Source organism: Faecalibacterium sp. I4-3-84, assembly GCF_023347255.1.
GTDB lineage: Bacteria > Bacillota > Clostridia > Oscillospirales > Ruminococcaceae > Faecalibacterium > Faecalibacterium taiwanense.
Genome location: NZ_CP094466.1, coordinates 2,333,378 through 2,350,129, shown reverse-complemented (window position 1 = coordinate 2,350,129; position 16,752 = coordinate 2,333,378). Strand labels below are relative to the sequence as shown.

Here is a 16,752-nt window from a genome sequence, read left to right as displayed (position 1 = left end):
CCTGTCACGGTAAACGCCCGTAGGCGTAAAAATGAGATTGCCAGTAGCTTGTATTCAAATTTGCGTAGCCGATGGGATCTCCGCAATGCAGCATTTTTCCATCACCGACATAAATCCCGCAATGGCTCACGCCCGGCGTGTCATAGGTGCCTTTGAAGAACACCAGATCACCGGGTTTGGGAGAACTGGTCGGCGTACAGATGTTATAGAGCCCCTGGGCTCCCAGCCTGCCCACATTCCAGCCGGAGTGATTGATGACCCATGAAACATAGCCCGAGCAATCAAAGGAAGTAGCCGGAGAACTGCCGCCCCACACATAGGGATAGCCGATGTATTTCTGCGCTTCGGCAAGCATCGCGGCAAAGGTTTCATCGTCCAGATATTCTCCGGGCACTTCGTAATCACCGGGTTTCCCGGTAATGTACTTGTTCACATATGGAGAATCCGGGAACAGATCGGGGCGGTTTCCCAGCGTTGCCATATAGATGGCATACCGTGAAAGCTGCTCCTCGCCCATGACATATGCGGGCACATGGGATAAATCAAAGTTCTCCAGCGTGACCGTACAGATGTAATAGTCGTAAGGCACCTGATAGGTGTCCGTATGGGAGTTGCCGTCCGCGTCCGTCCATGTGTCGGTTTCCGTGCGATACCGGGTTTCCACCACTACATCTTCCGTGAGAATGTACTGGCGGTCAAACAGCATTTGCAGCGTTCCCTGTACTTCGTCTATTGTCCATTGCCCCTCATGGAGCGCACACAAAAGAGAAAGCAGCACATAGGGGTCATGTTCGATTTCGTCCAAATCGAAGTGGTATTCGTCATAGTCATGGGTGCTTTCATAGGTGTCCAGATAATGCTGCAAATCATCTTCCAGCGCACAGTAGGCAGCTTCGGCGGCCAGCATATCCCGATCCTCGCAAGGATAGGTGCTGGCTCCTAATGCACCGGCCCCGGCGTTCCCCAGCATAAGCATGGTAGAGGAACAGGACTGCATAGCAAACAGAAGTAACACACAGAGCACCGCAATCACGGCACCTGCGGGATGACTTTTGACAAATTCCACTGCCCGGGCAGTCAGGCGTTCTGTGGCTGTGGCAGTTTTCCCAGCCGCAGCCGCGCCCTGCTTTGCAGCCTCCTTTGCCTGCTTGCGGTATTGCCTGCGGAGCCGTTGCTTCTGCCAGTAGCGGGTAAGCGCATTTTTCGTCAGCTCCGGGTGCTCCTGTGCGGCGGTGTGAAAATGGTAGTCCGCCGTGTACTTGGTATAGCGGGCCTCGGCCTTGCGTACCACTTTTGCCGGATGTTCCCGGACTTTACGGCGTACAAAGCGGGAGCCATGCCGCAGCGCGGTTTCTCCCACAAGCTCAGAACGGTGTGCGCCTTCTGTGCCGACATTTTCCTGTTCCACTTCAAAAATCTTGCCATGCACGAAGCTGTGAACGGAACTACTGGCAACACGGCCTATGCGTTTTACCGGGCCGGGCTTTTTCGGCGGCTTTTGCTTTGCCAGCTTCTCTCGGGCCTGTTCCAGCTTTTCGCCTTGGGACTCCATGCGGAGCTTTGCCGCCGCAGCCTGTTCCTGCTGGCTCTTTTTGCGGAACTTGGACTTTGGGACACTTTGTCCCGAAGTGTCGGAAGCCTCCGGCCCGGGCTGTTCCCCGTCAGGGGCGTGGGCGGTCTGCGACCAAGCCTCCTCCTTGGTCTTATTCGTTTTTCGTTTCATTCTTCATATCCTCCGGGCGTGTAGTCAGCAGGTCATAGATTTCTCCGCGAGGGAACCGATCCACAAACGGAATGGTTACATTTCCATAGAACAACAGCCCCTCGCCGGAATTGCTGTGTGTGATATAGGAAAGCTGATGCTCGGAAATACCGAGCTGTTTTGCTAGAATGGTACGGTCACTCTGCGCCTGCGAAAGCAGAATCATAAAATCCGTGTTGTCCAGAATGTTCTCGATTTCCCGGCTGGCCAAAAGGTCTTTGACGTTCTGCGTCAAAGCAGACGGCACACATCCTTTTTTACGCAGCATTTTCCAGACTGCCACAAAGTAGCTGGCTGTCAGCGGATCGCGGAGCAGGATATGAAACTCGTCAAAGTAGCACCAAGTCGCCGCACCCTCGTGGAAGTTCTGATCCACCGCCTGCGAAACAAACTCATTTGTGATGTGCATTGCAATCTTTCTAAGGTTTTCGCCCATGTTTTTCAGAACGATGCACACCACACGGCTGTCCGTCTTGACGTTGGTAGGATGGTTAAAGAGATTGAGGGAGCCTGTGCAATAAAGCTCTAAGGCAGTTGCCACGCGCCGGGCTTCGGGCTCCGGCTGGCGTAAGAGCTCTTCGTACAAATCCTGCAACAGCGGCGTTTTTGCGGTTTCCAATCCGAGCGCCTGCTCCCGGTACACCAAACGCACACAGCGGTCAATGACCGTCTTTTCAATGGGCTGCAAGCCTTCCTTGCCGCCGACCACCAGCTCGCACAGGGACAAAAGAAAATCCGCCTTCATGGAAAGCGGGCTTTCTCCGGCAGCCATATTGAGCTCCACATCCATCGGATTGAGATGGTGCGGGCTGTCCGGGGCAATCTCGATCACCTGACCGCCCAGCCTTCGCACCAGCGGCGCGTATTCGCCCATCGGGTCAACCACGATGATCCGATCCTGCGGGATGGTGAGAAACACATTCAAGAGCTCGCGCTTTGCGGCAAAGCTCTTTCCGGAGCCCGTAGAGCCCAAGTACATCCCGTTTGCCGATTTCAGCTTTTTGCGGTCAGCCATGATGACATTGTGAGAAAGTGCGTTCATGCCATAGTAGAGGGCCTGTCCAGCCATGCGGAGCTCCCTTGTCATAAAGGGGATAAAAATGGCTGTGGAGCTGGTTGTCATACCGCGCTGGATTTCTACCTCGTTGTAGCCAAGAGCTAACGAGGAAACAAAGCCCTGTTCCTGTTGCCAGTCCAGACGGCGCAGAGCGCAGTTGTATTTCTGTGCGATACCGCCCACGGTAAACACATCATTTTCCAACCGCTGGCGGGTAGGCGCAAGGTTTACCACCGTAAAGGTCAGCAGAAACATTCGCTCATTGCGGGACTGCAGATCGGCAAGAAGCTCCGCCGCGTCCTTGCTGAATGTGATCAGGTCAGGGGGAAGAATGTCCGGGTCATAGCCGGAGCGCACAGCCTTTCTCTGTTCCTCCACTTTCATTTTCCCAATGTCCGAGATTTTCCCCTTGATGGTCTTGATTGCCTTGAGCTGATCCACGGTCTGAATGTGCATGGTCACGGTCATTTCCGCATCCAGCTCCAAGATTTCCGCCAGCAGCTTATCCGAAAGCTCCGATGCCATAATCTGCAAGTAGGACACCGCACCCCAATACTGGCCGATGCGGAATGTGCGGGACTGGCGGAAGTCGAGACTGTCCGGGGCAATAAAGTCTTTTGTGCCAAGCCCGGTCTGCGGGATGTCTTTCCACGAAAAGCGGAACGCTTCGCGGCTCCCCGGATGCATCTGGCTATGAAGCAGCGCAAGGCGGGCCCGCCCGTCCATAGGCTCCGAGGGAACGCCCAGCCGCTTAAAGTTCCCCATGACATCGGCCTCCACACGCTCCAGACGGGGCCGAGCCTCCGCAATCCCCTCGGCGGGTATGCCAAAGGTGATGTACTTTGAGCGTTCAATGCCGTTATTGCTTTTGGCAATCTGATTTTTCAGCATCCCGGTAAACTCGTCCCGGACACTGTTATAGTTGTCATCCGCTTTCGGGATATTGACCTGATAGCGGCTACGGGAATGGGAACGGCGGTTGATAAAGGAAAGCTGGAACGGCAGCGAACTGTCAAAATAGTTGAGGAATGAGCTCCATCCGCTGAATATGGCGGTCTGATCCTCGGTGGATGCCACAGAGTAATTGATGTCCTCATATTCCACGGTTTTTGTATAGAGCCCGCCCGGGAGTTTGCACACACCGTCCGGGTGCATGGACAGATACGGGATCGTCTGCTGGGCAGACAGAGCCGCCCGGCCTTTACCCTTGACGGCTCCGTTTTTCTTCTTTGCGTTTTTCAATCACATCCTCCTTTCCAGCGCCCGGCCCGGCAAAGGGCGCATAAATGTTTTCGGTTCGGTAGGCTCTGATCCCCGGCCTGAGAAACTTGGCCCGGATGATGTTCCGCACAACCTTTTCAAAGGGCAAGCCGTCTTTTTCATACATGGCCAGCAGGAACGCCGGAAGCATAATTCCCAGCATGAGAAACATCGCCCCGGTATTGCCGAGGGTGCCACGGGTCAGCAGATAGGCCGGAATCCCCACCGCGCCCGCGCTGCCGAAGCAGACAAGCTGGCGTTTGGTGAGGTTGAAAGCCATCTTTGTTTTGATTTTGGATAAATCGTTTGGTACGTTTACATAGGGCATAGATCACACTCCTTTCTGCACTTCGGGACAATGTGTCCCAAAGTCCGGGATGGTTGGTGTTACTTCATTTCCCCATACAGCCCAGCCAGGCGGGGTCTGCCTGGCAAAGAGCTCCACGCGGGGCAGATCTCCCATCAGGGAAATGATTTTGTCGCGGGCCTCGTCCGGCTTTTTGCTGTGGGCCTCAATCGGAGAAATGATGAATTGATGAATGTTGGCGGCCTGCCGCTTCGGGTGGCCCTTGGTTGCCAGCAGGCAGATTTCCGCGTTGCCCCTTGTCCAGAAGCCAAGGCCGTAAAACCAGCTATCCGCTTTCTTGTTCTTTTTCAGCCAAACGAAAGCAACGCTTTTGTAGGTGAAGCCCCAAGCCTCGATCAACCGGAGCGCCTCCGGGAGCTGCGGGAAAGTGGCCCATAAAAAGAGTGCGCTGTCCGGGGCTGCAAGATCAGCCACAGGCAACGCACATAAATCCTCAATGCTCATAGTGGGATAATGGTTTTCCGCCGCGCCCTGTACTTTCTTAGCCGAGTAGCGCCAAGGGGGATCGGCGTAAATGATAGAATACTGCTGGATAATTACACTCCTTTCTCGCCGGAGCTTTTTACTGCCTGCGCCGCACGGATGCGCTCACTGGCGGCGGCATAAAAGGACGGGGCCGTTTCAAAGCATACAAAGCGGCGTTCTGTGTTGATGGCTGCAATCGCGGTTGTGCCGGAGCCAACGCAAATGTCCGCGACCAGTTCTCCGGGGTGGGTATAGGTGCGGATCAGATACTCGCAGAGCTCCACGGGCTTCTGCGTGGGGTGGATGCCGCCGGACACCGTAGGCACAAATAGTACATTTCCGGGATAGCGGCGGCCATCGTTGGACTCCGATCCCTGCCGTTCAAATTTCCCATAGTTGGAGCTTGTACCGCTTCGGGAATGAACACGGGTATATGGCTTGCCGTAAGTAAACTGTGGATTGTAGACAGGGGCCTTCTGATAAAACACCAAGATATTCTCAGACTTTTTCAGCGGAGCCCGGTTTGCATTGAGAAAGCCTGTTCCGCGCTCCTTGTACCAAATCCACTCATAGCGGAGCATGGCGAGGTTGGATGCGCCCAGCACCTTGTCAAAGGGGCACTGTGCGAAGAACAGCACCGCGCCATTCGGCTTGACCGCCCATTTCACCGCCTCCCACAGCTCCGGGAGCGGCAGGGGCACATCCCAATAATTCCGGGTTGTGCCGTAGGGCGGATCGGTCAGCAGCATATCCACGCTATGCTTCGGCAGGGAGCGCAGGCCCTCAATGCCATCCATGAGAAACAAGCCCTCCTTCGGGACACTTTGTCCCAAAGTGCGGCTATCGGTCATTGCGGGCCTCCTTTGCCTTGGCAGGCGCAGGCCGGGCGGCATTTTCTTTTCCCGCCTGTTTTGCGGCCTCGGCCATCTGCTCCTTGATCGGGGCAGGCCGTACCGCCTGGGCCCGTGCAACAAGCTGTTCCACCGCCGCGTGATACGCTTCCATACCAGCCGCGTTAATCCGCTCTTGCGTGGCGCGGTCAGGAATCCGAACCGTAGCTCGGTATCCCGTCCGGCTGGCAGGATCGGGTTTAGAGGGAGCACCGAGGAAAATCCCGTTTTTCCCGTCCACGACCTTAAAATCGTCGATGACCACACCACCAAAGTTGACGCTGGCGAAGCCGATCAGTTTACCCTGCGGCTCAATCGGGCGGACAGACACCGAGATCGGAACAACCGCCTCTTGCAAGACGGCATCCGTCCGCATTTTTACCGCCTCGTCAATGCTAACACCCTTGACTTCTGCAAGCTCCGCGATGGGGGCATCAAACAGCCAGCGCCGCTCCTCCGCAGCAATCTGCTCCGGGGTCAGCAATACATCGTCCTTCTTACTCAGATAAAATTCCTCCTTTCCGCTTGCCGGAGCAGGCTGGGCGGGATCGTCCATCAGCTCTTTCCTTTGCAGGACGGCCTCTGTTTCCACCATAAAGCGGTAAGCGTCCGCCTCAGTAAACTCCTCTGGCGTTTTTCCATTCCATAAGCGCGTTCCGTCTGCCCCGTATCTTCTCGGCATAAGTACCACCTCCTGTTAATGAGCGCCGAAGATACGCTGGGCAATGCTCCCGGTCTTAAAGAGCATGAAGCAAAGCAAAACCGTGTAGCCCACAGTTCCCCAAATTGCCCCGATGGGATCGCCGCTTGTTGCGATGCCTTGAATGAGCACTGCGTAAATTGCAACACATACAAGGATCAGCAGCCCTTGAAAGCCCACGGCAAACAAGGACTTGATGTAGTTCTGCCCGGTGCCGCCAAGCTCCCGGTTGGAAAGCGTGGCAACGGGGATGGGGGCCAGACTGGTCAGCAGATAGATTTCCAGCATCCTGCCATACACCAAAACGAAAATGATAATTCCCATCGCCTTCATCGTGAAGCCAATGAGCGCAGACTGCAGCCACAGCCCCAAAAGTGGCCCCAAGTCCATCGCCTCCAGCGAGGTTTCCAGTTCGGCAAGCATATCCGCCGAAACATCGGTAGAGCCTTGAATCAGCCCGCCTGCCTGCGCGATAACGCTCTGCGACACATCGAACACGGCCATGACGATATTGAATGTATTTGACAGGATCAGGATTGCACAGGCCGTTTTGAACATCCATTTATAAAGGTTCGCAACGTCAACCTCGTGCATATTGTTCTTTTCCAAAAGCATCTGTATGAGCTCATAAGTGGCAACAAAGGTCAGCACCATTCCGGCAATCGGCAGGATCACCGTTTCGGAAAGCTGTCGGATCAGGGAGAAAACCCCGGCGTGCCACGCCGCCGGGGTAGTCCCTACCTGTGCCGCAATCTCTCCGACTTTGGCATTGACGGTATCAAAAAGCCCTTCGAGGTTTCCCATGATCCCGCCAATCAGAAGCTCTTTGAGCCAGTTTGTGAGCCAGTCGGTGAGAAAATCCATAAGCGCCTACCTTAAAACAGGCCAGACAGCAGAGGGATCAGTGTGGTGCCAATGACGATGATGCCGCCGCCCGCCATGAGCTGTTTTATCCCCAATTAGGTGTAAAACTCTGCTCGATGGCGGGCGGCGGCGTACAAAAAATCTATATGGTATTTTTTAAGAGAACCGTCCCGGCGGGACAGGTCAGGCAGTGACCTGTTCCACCTCCGGGATGGGTTTGAGATTAAAATGAATTTCGATAGAAATGTGTCTTGTTTTATCTTCGTCAATGCGCTCATGCACGACGATTTCTTTGATTAAGCGGTTGAGGGTGGCTGCGTCCAGCTCTGTGATGTTGGCGTATTCCTGAATGGCTTCCACCCATTGTTTTGCGTCATTGGCAAGCTGGACTTCATCGGACAGCCGCTTTCTGCCCTCGGACACTTTTGTTTTAAGCTCCGTCTGCTCGGTCTGTGTCTTTTCCAGCATGGTGTTGAAATTCTGCTCACTGATACGCCCTGCAATCATATCCTCATAAAGCCGCATGACCATTTTGTCCAGAACCTCAATCCGTTCCTCGTCCCTTGTAAGGGAGCGTTCCATTGCTTCCCGCTGTTCCCGCTGCTCGGCTTCACAGGTATTGGTCAGGCGGTCAGCAACCGCTTCCCCGTCCATCAGGGCAGCTCTGGCACATTCCCGGATTTTCCGCAGCACATGGCTGTAAAGGGTGTCATAGTCAATCCGGTGCTGGGTGCAGTGGTTCTTTCCAAAGGCATTGTAGGTCTTGCAGGAGTAAATCCGCTGGGGATGTTTTGCGTTTGTGTAGCGTATCGTCAGCGACTTCCCACACTCGCCGCATTTTATCAGTCCGGCAAACAGGCTGATTTCATTGGTCTGCCCCGGACGCTGGCGGGATTTCAGCTTGTTCTGCACAATATCAAAGCTCATGCGGTCAATCAGCGGTTCGTGCTGTCCCTCAACCACAACCCAGTCCTCCGGTTTCTTTTCCCCAATCGTGCCGATTTTGAAGCGGTAGTCTTTTTTCTGGGAAGCAATCGCCCCGGTGTAGACGGGATTCATCAAAAGGTCTTTGATAACGGAGAAGTCCCACATATACCGCCCGTTTTCCGGGTCTTTCTTTTCCCATTTGGTGCGGGTATTGCGAAGCCCCCGTTCCCGGTTCCACCATGTGGGGCAGGGGATTTTTTCTTCCTCCAGCCGTCTGCGGATATAGTTCGGACCATGACCGTTTAGGGCATATCCGAAAATCAGCCGCACAATCGGGGCGGTTTCCTCGTCAATGAGCAGATGGTTTTTGTCCTCCGGGTCTTTCCGATACCCAAACGGGGCAAGACACCCGGTAAACTGTCCTTTCTGCGCTTTCAGAAGATAAGAGGAATGGACTTTCTTGGAAATATCCTTGCTGTACATCTCGTTCAGGATATTCTTGAACGGGGCAATGTCGTTGTTATCCCGTAAGGTGTCGATACCGTCATTCATGGCGATATAGCGCACCCCGTTTCTTGGGAAAAAGTCCTCAATCAAATGCCCGGTTTGCAGATAGTTACGCCCCAGTCGGCTGAGGTCTTTCGTGATAACAAGGTTGATTTGCCTGCGCTCAATGGATCTCAACATTCTCTGTAAATCAGGACGCTCCATATTAAGACCTGTGAAGCCATCGTCCTGATAGACTGCCACAACCTCCCATCCCTGCTTTTCGCAGTATTTTTCCAGCATATCACGCTGGTTTGCGATACTGGCACTTTCGCCTTGCAGGTCATCGTCCTTTGACAGTCTGCAATAGACCGCTGCACGATAGCCCCCGGCAAGTGCCGAACCGATTGTTCTGTATTCCATTTCGTTCATCATAGCCATTTACCCACACAATCCAGACGGTATCCGGCTCTTTTGAACCTCATCTTCATTATACTTCAATTCTTTCTTTTTAGCAAGATATTCTTTTGTATTTGACTTGCCGTATTTCTGGGAAATCAGGCTGACGAACACATCGGTGGCGTCCAGCTCCCCGTCAAATACAGTGGTCACATGAATCTCTGTTTTGTTTTTTGCCATAGGCAGTTATCCTCCATACATGAAAATAGCCAGACAGAGGGTGTCGGCAACGAAGTCCGGCAACGGGCTTCAAAAGACCTTGCAAACAATCTCAATCTGGCGGTGGTTACTATTTATACTTTTCTTTTATTTTTCTGTTGTTTTGGTTGTCATAGGGGAGAAAAGCCCGCAGTTATGGGTTTTTCCCCGGCAACCGGCTCGGCAACGGGATAGCAACGAAGTCGGCAACGGGCTGTCATTTTCAGAATGGAAGCTCCATCTGCTCCGTGACCTCCACAAAACCGTCCATAGATTTTTCGGGCGGGTTGTCGGTGTCCGTTGCCGGGATTTCACGCTCCCAGCCCTTTTGTCTGCCATATTCCGCAAACATTCTTGGATTGGAAAAGTAGTTCCACCCGGTAATGCACTGGTTCATTATCTCGTTGATTTCCCGGATTTCCCATTGCTTCGGCTCGTCAAAGGTGTGATTTAAGGCTTCCTTGTAGAGCTGCTTGGAACAGACCGTTTCCCCGGTGTACTTATCAAGGTAAGCCTGTATCATCCCGGCTTTGGTGTCCTCCGGCATAAAATCCCGCTGGTGTTCTTTGAGATACCGCTGCATGGCTGGGCTGAATGACAGCTTGTACCTGCCGCTTCGGTAAATCTCCATTGCTTCCGCCCACATCTGGCTGATATAGGCTCTGGAAGCGGCTTCGTCCTCCAAAATGTGAACCTCGGCTTGCTCCGGGTACACCATGACCGGGATAAATCGGCGGTTGCCGGAACGGTCAAGGGGGAGAAAGTCAAGGGCGTTGGAAGTACCGCCGAACACGCACTGACGGGGACGGTCTGCCGGGTGGGTTTCATAGGGTATCTTATAAACCTCTTTCTGTCGGCTTAGAAAAGACTTGATTTCCTCAATGCTCTTGGCATTGGCGGTTGCCATCATTTCCGACATTTCAATTATCCAGTGACCTTGCAGCTTGCGGTACACGTTATCATCGTCCAGCTTCCGCAAATCATCGGAAAACCACTCGTCCCGGACTGCCAGCAGACGGAAGAAGGTGGACTTGCCAGCCCCCTGACCGCCTACCAGACACAGCATGATTTCAAACTTGCTTCCGGGCTTAAATGCCCTTGTAATCGCCCCCAAAAGAAACAGCTTTAGGGCTTCATAGGTGTAATCGTCCACATCCGCCCCCAGAAAGTGCCGCAGACAGAAGCGGATGCGCTCCGTCCCGTCCCATGCAAGGCTGTTCAGAAAATCCCGGATGGGGTGGTACTTATTCTCATTCGCCACAATCCCGATGGCGGTTTCAATCTTTTTCTCACTGGTCAGCCCGTAGGTTTCCTCCAGATAGAGAAGCAGATACTTCATGTCTGTATCGGTCAGGGCTGTGCTTTCTCTGTGAAAACCGATGGGCTTTATGATGTCCTTTCGGTCGGTCAGGATGTTATAGGCGATTGCCCCGGCAAGCACCGGGTCACGCTGGAATACGGTCAGGCAGTTCCGTATGCTCTGGCGGACACCGCCTTTCTCGGTGGTTTCCAGAGTTGCCTTTACTTCCTCAACGCTCTGGGGCGGCTGCATGGCGTTCATGGTGTTTTTTAGTTCTTGCTGCGTCTGCGGCGGCAAGCTCTGCCATTCGCTGTTCAAGCTGTATCACATCCTTTCCGTATTCCGTAATCAAAGCCGCTTTTTCCTCTGTTTCCCCGAACAGCAGCACATCCAGCAGATATTCCACATGGTCTTGCTTCTGCAAGGCTTCCACGAACCGGGGATGAAACGCTTCCTCCGGGGAGTGCGGGGCATAGTCGGTTTTCCATACCCGTAAGAGGTGTAGATAATCGGCAAGGACACGGAAGCAATGTGCCTTTGCTTCCCGGAACTGTTCTTCCGGGGATTTCTGCCGGGGCTTGGGCTTCCTTGCCCTGCCCGGTGGCTTCCAGTCCTCATAGGCAAGCCCGAAGTCACTCGCCAACTGTGCGGCGGCTTCCTTTTTCCCCAGCCCGTACAGGGCAGCTACAAAATCAATCACATCCCCATCTGCACCACATCCGAAGCAGTGGAAACGCTTGTCCAGCTTCATGCTGGGGGTCTTATCGTTGTGGAACGGGCAGCAAACCATCCCGTTTCTGTTTACCCGGATTCCGTAATGCTCCGCAGCCTGTCTTGTCGTAACGGACTGCTTCACAGCTTCAAATACATTCAAATCAATTCCTCCTTGTAAAAAAGAAAAGGCACTTATCATTCTCAATCTGAAAATGGCAAGTGCCTGTTAAAGCTCCATATCCTGTTGTTTGTGTTTCGTCTGCGCCGGGGCGTTTTTCTGTGCTCTCTTCTCGTCAGCCTTATCCTGCAAGACTTCTTTGAGGGGCTGCTTCTTGGGCGGCTCTTTGCTTTCCTCTGTGCCGGGTGTGGCTTTCCGTACCCAGTAGCGGATGTCCCACAGCTTCTTCAAATCTTCCTGCACCTCGGTCAACGGTACTTTCAAGTCTGCGATTTCGTCCACAAGCTTCGCCTGTTCCTGCAAAAGCTCCTTTTTCGTGCTGTCCTTATCGTCCGGGTGCTTGGCAAGGTAGGCACTGGCTTTCTCAAACCGGGCAACCTCCGGGTGTTCCAGCTTGAATTTTTCCTTAGTTTTCTTGAAAAATATCTTCTGGTATTTCTCATAAACGGGCTTACATTCCTTACAGTCCGTCCGGGCGGCAAGGATAGCGTCAATCACGTTGCTGCGGGTTTCCTTTGGCTTCATCTGCTTTCGGTAGTCGGCGGCAGATTTCCCGGACGTTTCTATAAAGTTTTCCAAATCCTCCACGGTGGAAAGTCCCTTTCTCTGGAGATAGGACAGGGCTTCGCTGACTGCCTTTAAGTCTTTGGAAGTCCCCCGGCTTTGTCCCGCCCGTGTCCAGCTGCTCCGTTCTGCCTTTCGTATCTCCATATACTTCATCAGCAGATTGGGAAGAAAGACCGCTTCCTCCGCAGCTTTTTGGGCAAGCAGTTCATTCCGCTTTTCGCTAAGCTCCGCAATCCAGCCTTTGAGATTTTTAATAAGCTGCCGGATGGACTTCATCAAACTATTGGCGGCTTTGATTTCTCGGTTCAGGTTGCCGATGTTCGTCTGAATCCCACGCTTTTCCATCTGCCGGACAGCAGCCCCTTCATGGACGGTAGGGATAATATCAAGCCCCTGTCTTTCGTAAGAACGGAGATCTACTCGTTCCGGGCGGTTGTTGGCTTCCAGATAGCGGTTTTGGATGACCTCCCATTCATGCCGCCAGATTTCGCCATATTTGCGGTCGTTCCAGTCAACCGTATCTTCCTTGTGGCTTTTCCACCTGCCGGACGGGAGCTTGATTCGTTCCCCGTTCTTATCAAGTTCATAGACCTTGCGGCTCTTGGGAAGCCATTTCCCACGCTCATCCATTGCCCGCATGGTCAGCATGACATGGGCGTGTGGGTTTCCGTCCCCTTTGTCATGGATGGCAAAATCCACGCACATTCCTTTGGAAACAAACTGCTGGCGGCAGAAATCCCGTACAAGGGCGGCGTACTGGTCGGGCGGTATCTCTCTGGGAATGGAAAGCACCCACCGCCTTGCAAGCTGGGAGTTCCATTGCTTCTCAACAGCTTCGGCAGCGTTCCAGAGGGTGTTGCGGTCTGTGTACTCCAGGGGAGCGTTTGCCGGGAGCAGGATTTCATTGTGGACGATTGTTGCAAAGTTTGTCATGCAGACGGCAACCTCTTTTTCCATAAGGGCGTTGGCGATACAGGCGGCAAGGTAGCTTTTTCCTGTCCCCACGCCGCCCCAGAACAGGTAGCCGATATTTTCAGCCTGCATGGTTTCCCAGCTCTCCACATAAAAACGGGCGGTTGCGGTCTGCGGGTTTCTGCCGTTGTCATGCTCAAATGTCCAGTTCCGCATAGCAGGGTCGGTAAAGCCCCGGCGTTTCAAGTCCTCCACTGTTTCAAGGTGCTTCTGTCGGCTTTCAGCGGCTTCCCGTTTTTCACGGGCTGCCCGCTGGCAGTCGCACTCTGACGGGTGTCGGTCATGCCCTAACCATTGGGCGGTTTCTTTTGAAAAATAGGCTTCTTTGGGCGTATGGCACTTGCCGCAGTATAAAAGCCCGTCCTCGCCTGTGTAGTCCTCCGCTTCGGCGGTAGTGGCTGTAATGTCCGTAATCATAGCTTCAATCCCGTTTCTCATAAGCTCTCGCCCTCCTTGCATGAATAATCGGGTATGCCCTGTTTCGGGGCAGCCTTGCCTTTGGCAGCGTCCTCCTGCGCCCACTTGTAAATGGTGGCTGCATGGCTGTGGTACTGCTTCCCGGTGGAAGCGATATGGCAGGAAAGCCGGTCAAGGTAATACTCCCACTTGTCGGGCAGCTCTGTTTTCAGCCCGGAAAGCTCTGTATCGGTCAGTATCACATTGTTGTATCTGCCATAAGCAGCGGGGGCGGGGTGTCCCGTTTCTCCCTCTCTCTCTTTTTCTATCTCTATCTCTTTCTCTAACTCTATCTCTATCTCTGGTGGACGAATGTCGGACAAATGTCCGCCTTTTGTCCGGGGCGGTAAAAGTGCCTTGTTTTCCAGCCTTGCAGCCCGTTTCCTCTCGGCTTCGGTAGAGGACTGTCCTATCATCAGCTCAATATCGGTCATATAAAAAGCCCCGCTGTCAAGCTGCTCCACAAGCCCCAACTGCCGGAAAATCTCTAAAGCCCTCTCAACCGTCCCTATCTGGTGGCGGGTCAGTGTCGCTATCATCTGCGCTGTGTAGGGGATATGCTCGTCAAGCTGCAATTTCCCGCCGTTTTTCAGCGATTTTAAGTACAGCTTCAAGAGGATATTGGAGTATAAAATCCCGTCTTTCATATCTTCCAGCAGCACAATGGAGTCGCTGTCAAAAAAGTTCTCTTTCAGCTTGAGGTAGTAATACTTGCGGTTATCTGCCATTGTCCCTGTCCTCCTTTTTCCGGCGTTTGGAGTAGTAGCGGGGGCAGAGTATGATAACCGCCCGGAAGCTCTGCTTGCAGCTATGGGTACAGCCCCGGCAGAGGTCGTTGTATGTGATACGGTCGCAGGTGGTATTCCCGACTTTCACTTGCCGCAGGAAAAAAGACCATTCCAGCCGCCGTTTCTTGCTCATTCTTGGCATGGGTGCGCTCCTTTCTGCCGTTTCCACTGGTGTGGCGGTATCGGCGGTAATTCTGTATCATCTCGGTATCATTTTCGGGGTTTTTCTGCCCTGTAAGCCCGTTAAAAAATCCTTTGGTATTGGGGATAGGGTACGGGGCAGCCCCCTTGTTCTGTATGGGTTCGGGTACATTTTGGGGTGGTTTTTATCGCTCCTGTTCCTGCCTTTTCACAGGCTTGCGCTCCCGGCGTAAAATCTGGTCGATATTGCCCTTGACGGTCTGTAAGCGGCGGTATTCCTCCCGTTTTGCCCGGTAATCGTTGTAGCCGCTGTTTTTCTCTTTGATAAGGGTTTCAATCTCTGCTTGCAGGGCTTTATAGCTTGGCAGCTTGGAAATGCCGTTCTCCCTAAAATAACGGGCGGCTGCGTCTGCTATGATAAAGTCGCTTTCGTGCTTCTGTCGGTAGGCTGCTTTTGCTTTGGCGTTTTTCTGCTGTTTCAGCCCGTCCCGGACAGGGCGGGTCTTGGAATAGGCAAGCACCTGCCGTTGCAGCTCCTTTTTCCCGTCCAGCGTCTTTTCCACCTGCTTCAGCTCTGTAAGGCTTTCCCGCATGGCGGTATAGGCGGCAGAACAGGCTTCGTCCAGTTCCTCCGGGGAAGAAAAGCCGTACTGCTGATAGGCGGTAACGGTAGCCGCCATTTGCTTTAGATTGTACTTTGCCGCCCAGCGGTCATAGCCCACGCCCTTGCCCTCGGCTCGCTTGGCTTCCCGGTCAACCATGCGCTGCAAGGTGTTGTCTGCCGGGGTGGTTTTTGTGGTTTTTTCCCCTTGTGACGGCTTTTTAACTGCGGCAGGGTATTCGGGTATGGCTTTGGTCTGTTCGGCGGCTCTGCGGGCGTTCTGTGTAAGCAGGGCAAGGACAGTAGCCTTGTCAAAATCGTCCCCCAGCTTCCGGGCTGTGATAGGCTTTGTCCTGTCCGGTGTGAGGTAGGAAAGCCGCCCCCGGCTCTCCTTGACGGTCACACCCTCCCGCAGCAAAAGGGAAGAAAACTCGTCAAAGCTGGTAGCTTGGGAAAGTGCCTGCCGTATCGTCCGGCGCAGCTTCGCCTTGTCCGTTTCAAACTTGGTGGGCTTGGTCGGCTGTCCTGCGGCTTCTCTGGCGGCGTTCTCTTTATCAAGGGCAAGCTGCCCTTTCTTTGCCGCCCAGTATTCCCGTTCGGTTATCCGTTCCTTGCTGCCGTTCAAGAGGTCGATTTGGTAAAGTCCCTCCCGGTGGCACATCTCCATGACTTCACTCTTGAAATATTCCATAGCGGCGTTGGTGCAGCGGTGCTTGCAGCCCTCCCGTGTGTCGGCTGGTCTGTCCATGTAGGGCAGAAGCGGGACTTCATAAATCCGCAGGGAGTTGAGGACGATATGCACATGGATATTGCCGCTGTGGTTATGCCCGTCCGGGTGGGTGCAGACTAAGGCTTGGTGTCCGGGGAAATGCTCTTTACAGAACTGCTCGCCCAGCTCCTGCGCCCAGTCTACGGTCAAGCCGTTGTCTGTCCCGTCCCGTGGGTCAAAGCTGATGATATAGTGGTGGCTTTTCACATCTTCCCGTTTTTGGTTTTTCTCATAGCGGAGATTGGCTCGCATACAGGCAACAGCGAAATCCTCGCCCTCGCAGTTGAGGGAAGAAATGCGGTAATCCTCCCTCGGTATCAGCCGCCCATTTTCATCAAGGGTGGGCTTCATGGTAAACTCGTCATGCTCAAATGTGAGGTAGGCTTCCGCTGCGCCATAGTCAGCATTTTTAGAGCTGATATGTTTGAATGTTGCCAACAGCGTCACCCACTTTCTGCAAGACTTCAAACTTTAGGGCAGCAAGGTCGGAAACCGCCGCCCGTACCTCCCCGGCAAGCTGCGGGTAGGGGCTGTGCCACTCGTTCAGCGTCCGGGCTATCTGGTTTAAGTTGCCGCCGATCCTGCCGTATTCGGCGGTTAGCTTCCCGACGGCGGCAAGCAGCTCGTCGTTGACGGGGGAAACGGTTATGGTGGGGCGTATGGCTGCCCCGGTTATGGCTTGCCGGATAAACTCGGCTTGGCTCATGTTGTAAGCAGAAAGCCTTTCCGCAAACTCGGCGTATTCTTCCTCGGTCATGCGTGTCTTGACTACCCGGCTGCGGTGCGGCGTGTTGTATCGTTTTCGCATGGTAAAACCTCCTTTCTGTGCGT

The 16,752-nt window shown here is 53.7% G+C and carries 16 protein-coding genes and 1 pseudogene; all 17 read right to left on the bottom strand.

Annotated elements, in window-relative coordinates; all coding sequences use genetic code 11:
* Window positions 1-4: 4 nt before the first annotated feature.
* Window positions 5-1,723 carry a C40 family peptidase gene (locus tag MTP41_RS11520; protein WP_249235555.1) on the bottom strand — a complete coding sequence of 573 codons (1,719 nt, stop codon included), beginning with the start codon at window positions 1,721-1,723 and terminating at the stop codon, window positions 5-7.
* Entirely contained in the window at window positions 1,704-4,061 is a 2,358-nt protein-coding gene (locus tag MTP41_RS11515) for a VirB4-like conjugal transfer ATPase, CD1110 family (protein WP_442900303.1), read from the bottom strand. The genes MTP41_RS11520 and MTP41_RS11515 overlap by 20 nt, the downstream gene beginning before the upstream one ends.
* Window positions 4,021-4,407 (bottom strand): PrgI family protein, encoded by a 387-nt coding sequence (locus MTP41_RS11510; protein ID WP_215684774.1) that lies wholly within the window; start codon window positions 4,405-4,407, stop codon window positions 4,021-4,023. Before MTP41_RS11510 ends, MTP41_RS11515 begins: the two co-directional genes overlap by 41 nt.
* A 3-nt stretch (window positions 4,408-4,410) precedes the next feature.
* Window positions 4,411-4,965 carry an MT-A70 family methyltransferase gene (locus MTP41_RS11505; RefSeq protein WP_117761829.1) on the bottom strand — a complete coding sequence of 185 codons (555 nt, stop codon included), beginning with the start codon at window positions 4,963-4,965 and terminating at the stop codon, window positions 4,411-4,413.
* Between the two features lie 17 nt (window positions 4,966-4,982).
* Complete coding sequence (locus MTP41_RS11500; RefSeq protein ID WP_249235554.1) at window positions 4,983-5,762, bottom strand: DNA-methyltransferase; 780 nt, start codon at window positions 5,760-5,762, stop codon at window positions 4,983-4,985.
* Complete coding sequence (locus MTP41_RS11495) at window positions 5,752-6,483, bottom strand: septation protein SpoVG family protein (RefSeq protein ID WP_215684776.1); 732 nt, start codon at window positions 6,481-6,483, stop codon at window positions 5,752-5,754. The genes MTP41_RS11500 and MTP41_RS11495 overlap by 11 nt, the downstream gene beginning before the upstream one ends.
* Window positions 6,484-6,498: 15 nt before the next feature.
* Window positions 6,499-7,365 carry a VirB6/TrbL-like conjugal transfer protein, CD1112 family gene (locus tag MTP41_RS11490; protein WP_249235553.1) on the bottom strand — a complete coding sequence of 289 codons (867 nt, stop codon included), beginning with the start codon at window positions 7,363-7,365 and terminating at the stop codon, window positions 6,499-6,501.
* Between the two features lie 11 nt (window positions 7,366-7,376).
* Window positions 7,377-7,457: pseudogene (locus tag MTP41_RS11485) on the bottom strand (Maff2 family mobile element protein); the annotation flags it as partial.
* Window positions 7,458-7,548: 91 nt separating this feature from the next.
* On the bottom strand, window positions 7,549-9,219 hold the full coding sequence (locus MTP41_RS11480; protein ID WP_005335872.1) for a recombinase family protein: 1,671 nt from the start codon (window positions 9,217-9,219) through the stop codon (window positions 7,549-7,551).
* On the bottom strand, window positions 9,220-9,417 hold the full coding sequence (locus tag MTP41_RS11475; RefSeq protein ID WP_007047419.1) for a hypothetical protein: 198 nt from the start codon (window positions 9,415-9,417) through the stop codon (window positions 9,220-9,222).
* A gap of 241 nt (window positions 9,418-9,658) precedes the next feature.
* Window positions 9,659-10,996 carry a virulence-associated E family protein gene (locus tag MTP41_RS11470; RefSeq protein ID WP_007047420.1) on the bottom strand — a complete coding sequence of 446 codons (1,338 nt, stop codon included), beginning with the start codon at window positions 10,994-10,996 and terminating at the stop codon, window positions 9,659-9,661.
* A complete protein-coding gene (locus tag MTP41_RS11465; protein WP_249235552.1) occupies window positions 10,965-11,609 on the bottom strand; it encodes a CHC2 zinc finger domain-containing protein in 645 nt (214 codons plus the stop codon). The genes MTP41_RS11470 and MTP41_RS11465 overlap by 32 nt, the downstream gene beginning before the upstream one ends.
* 66 nt (window positions 11,610-11,675) lie before the next feature.
* A complete protein-coding gene (locus MTP41_RS11460) occupies window positions 11,676-13,604 on the bottom strand; it encodes a MobA/MobL family protein (protein ID WP_330220985.1) in 1,929 nt (642 codons plus the stop codon).
* Window positions 13,601-14,350 carry a phage replisome organizer N-terminal domain-containing protein gene (locus MTP41_RS11450; RefSeq protein WP_006555734.1) on the bottom strand — a complete coding sequence of 250 codons (750 nt, stop codon included), beginning with the start codon at window positions 14,348-14,350 and terminating at the stop codon, window positions 13,601-13,603. Before MTP41_RS11450 ends, MTP41_RS11460 begins: the two co-directional genes overlap by 4 nt.
* On the bottom strand, window positions 14,340-14,552 hold the full coding sequence (locus MTP41_RS11445; protein ID WP_005927784.1) for a hypothetical protein: 213 nt from the start codon (window positions 14,550-14,552) through the stop codon (window positions 14,340-14,342). Before MTP41_RS11445 ends, MTP41_RS11450 begins: the two co-directional genes overlap by 11 nt.
* Before the next feature lie 184 nt (window positions 14,553-14,736).
* On the bottom strand, window positions 14,737-16,359 hold the full coding sequence (locus tag MTP41_RS11440) for a relaxase/mobilization nuclease domain-containing protein (protein ID WP_249235551.1): 1,623 nt from the start codon (window positions 16,357-16,359) through the stop codon (window positions 14,737-14,739).
* Window positions 16,331-16,729 (bottom strand): plasmid mobilization protein, encoded by a 399-nt coding sequence (locus tag MTP41_RS11435; RefSeq protein ID WP_215663057.1) that lies wholly within the window; start codon window positions 16,727-16,729, stop codon window positions 16,331-16,333. The genes MTP41_RS11440 and MTP41_RS11435 overlap by 29 nt, the downstream gene beginning before the upstream one ends.
* Between the last annotated feature and the right edge of the window lie 23 nt (window positions 16,730-16,752).

What these genes read in the sequence shown, in the direction of transcription:
- MTP41_RS11495 (WP_215684776.1), bottom strand. Translation starts at nt 6,483, where the DNA reads ATGCCGAGAAGATACGGGGCAGACGGAACGCGCTTATGGAATGGAAAA.
- MTP41_RS11500 (WP_249235554.1), bottom strand. Translation starts at nt 5,762, where the DNA reads ATGACCGATAGCCGCACTTTGGGACAAAGTGTCCCGAAGGAGGGCTTG.
- MTP41_RS11435 (WP_215663057.1), bottom strand. Translation starts at nt 16,729, where the DNA reads ATGCGAAAACGATACAACACGCCGCACCGCAGCCGGGTAGTCAAGACA.
- MTP41_RS11520 (WP_249235555.1), bottom strand. Translation starts at nt 1,723, where the DNA reads ATGAAACGAAAAACGAATAAGACCAAGGAGGAGGCTTGGTCGCAGACC.
- MTP41_RS11480 (WP_005335872.1), bottom strand. Translation starts at nt 9,219, where the DNA reads ATGGCTATGATGAACGAAATGGAATACAGAACAATCGGTTCGGCACTT.
- MTP41_RS11460 (WP_330220985.1), bottom strand. Translation starts at nt 13,604, where the DNA reads ATGAGAAACGGGATTGAAGCTATGATTACGGACATTACAGCCACTACC.
- MTP41_RS11470 (WP_007047420.1), bottom strand. Translation starts at nt 10,996, where the DNA reads ATGAACGCCATGCAGCCGCCCCAGAGCGTTGAGGAAGTAAAGGCAACT.
- MTP41_RS11510 (WP_215684774.1), bottom strand. Translation starts at nt 4,407, where the DNA reads ATGCCCTATGTAAACGTACCAAACGATTTATCCAAAATCAAAACAAAG.
- MTP41_RS11475 (WP_007047419.1), bottom strand. Translation starts at nt 9,417, where the DNA reads ATGGCAAAAAACAAAACAGAGATTCATGTGACCACTGTATTTGACGGG.
- MTP41_RS11445 (WP_005927784.1), bottom strand. Translation starts at nt 14,552, where the DNA reads ATGCCAAGAATGAGCAAGAAACGGCGGCTGGAATGGTCTTTTTTCCTG.
- MTP41_RS11450 (WP_006555734.1), bottom strand. Translation starts at nt 14,350, where the DNA reads ATGGCAGATAACCGCAAGTATTACTACCTCAAGCTGAAAGAGAACTTT.
- MTP41_RS11490 (WP_249235553.1), bottom strand. Translation starts at nt 7,365, where the DNA reads ATGGATTTTCTCACCGACTGGCTCACAAACTGGCTCAAAGAGCTTCTG.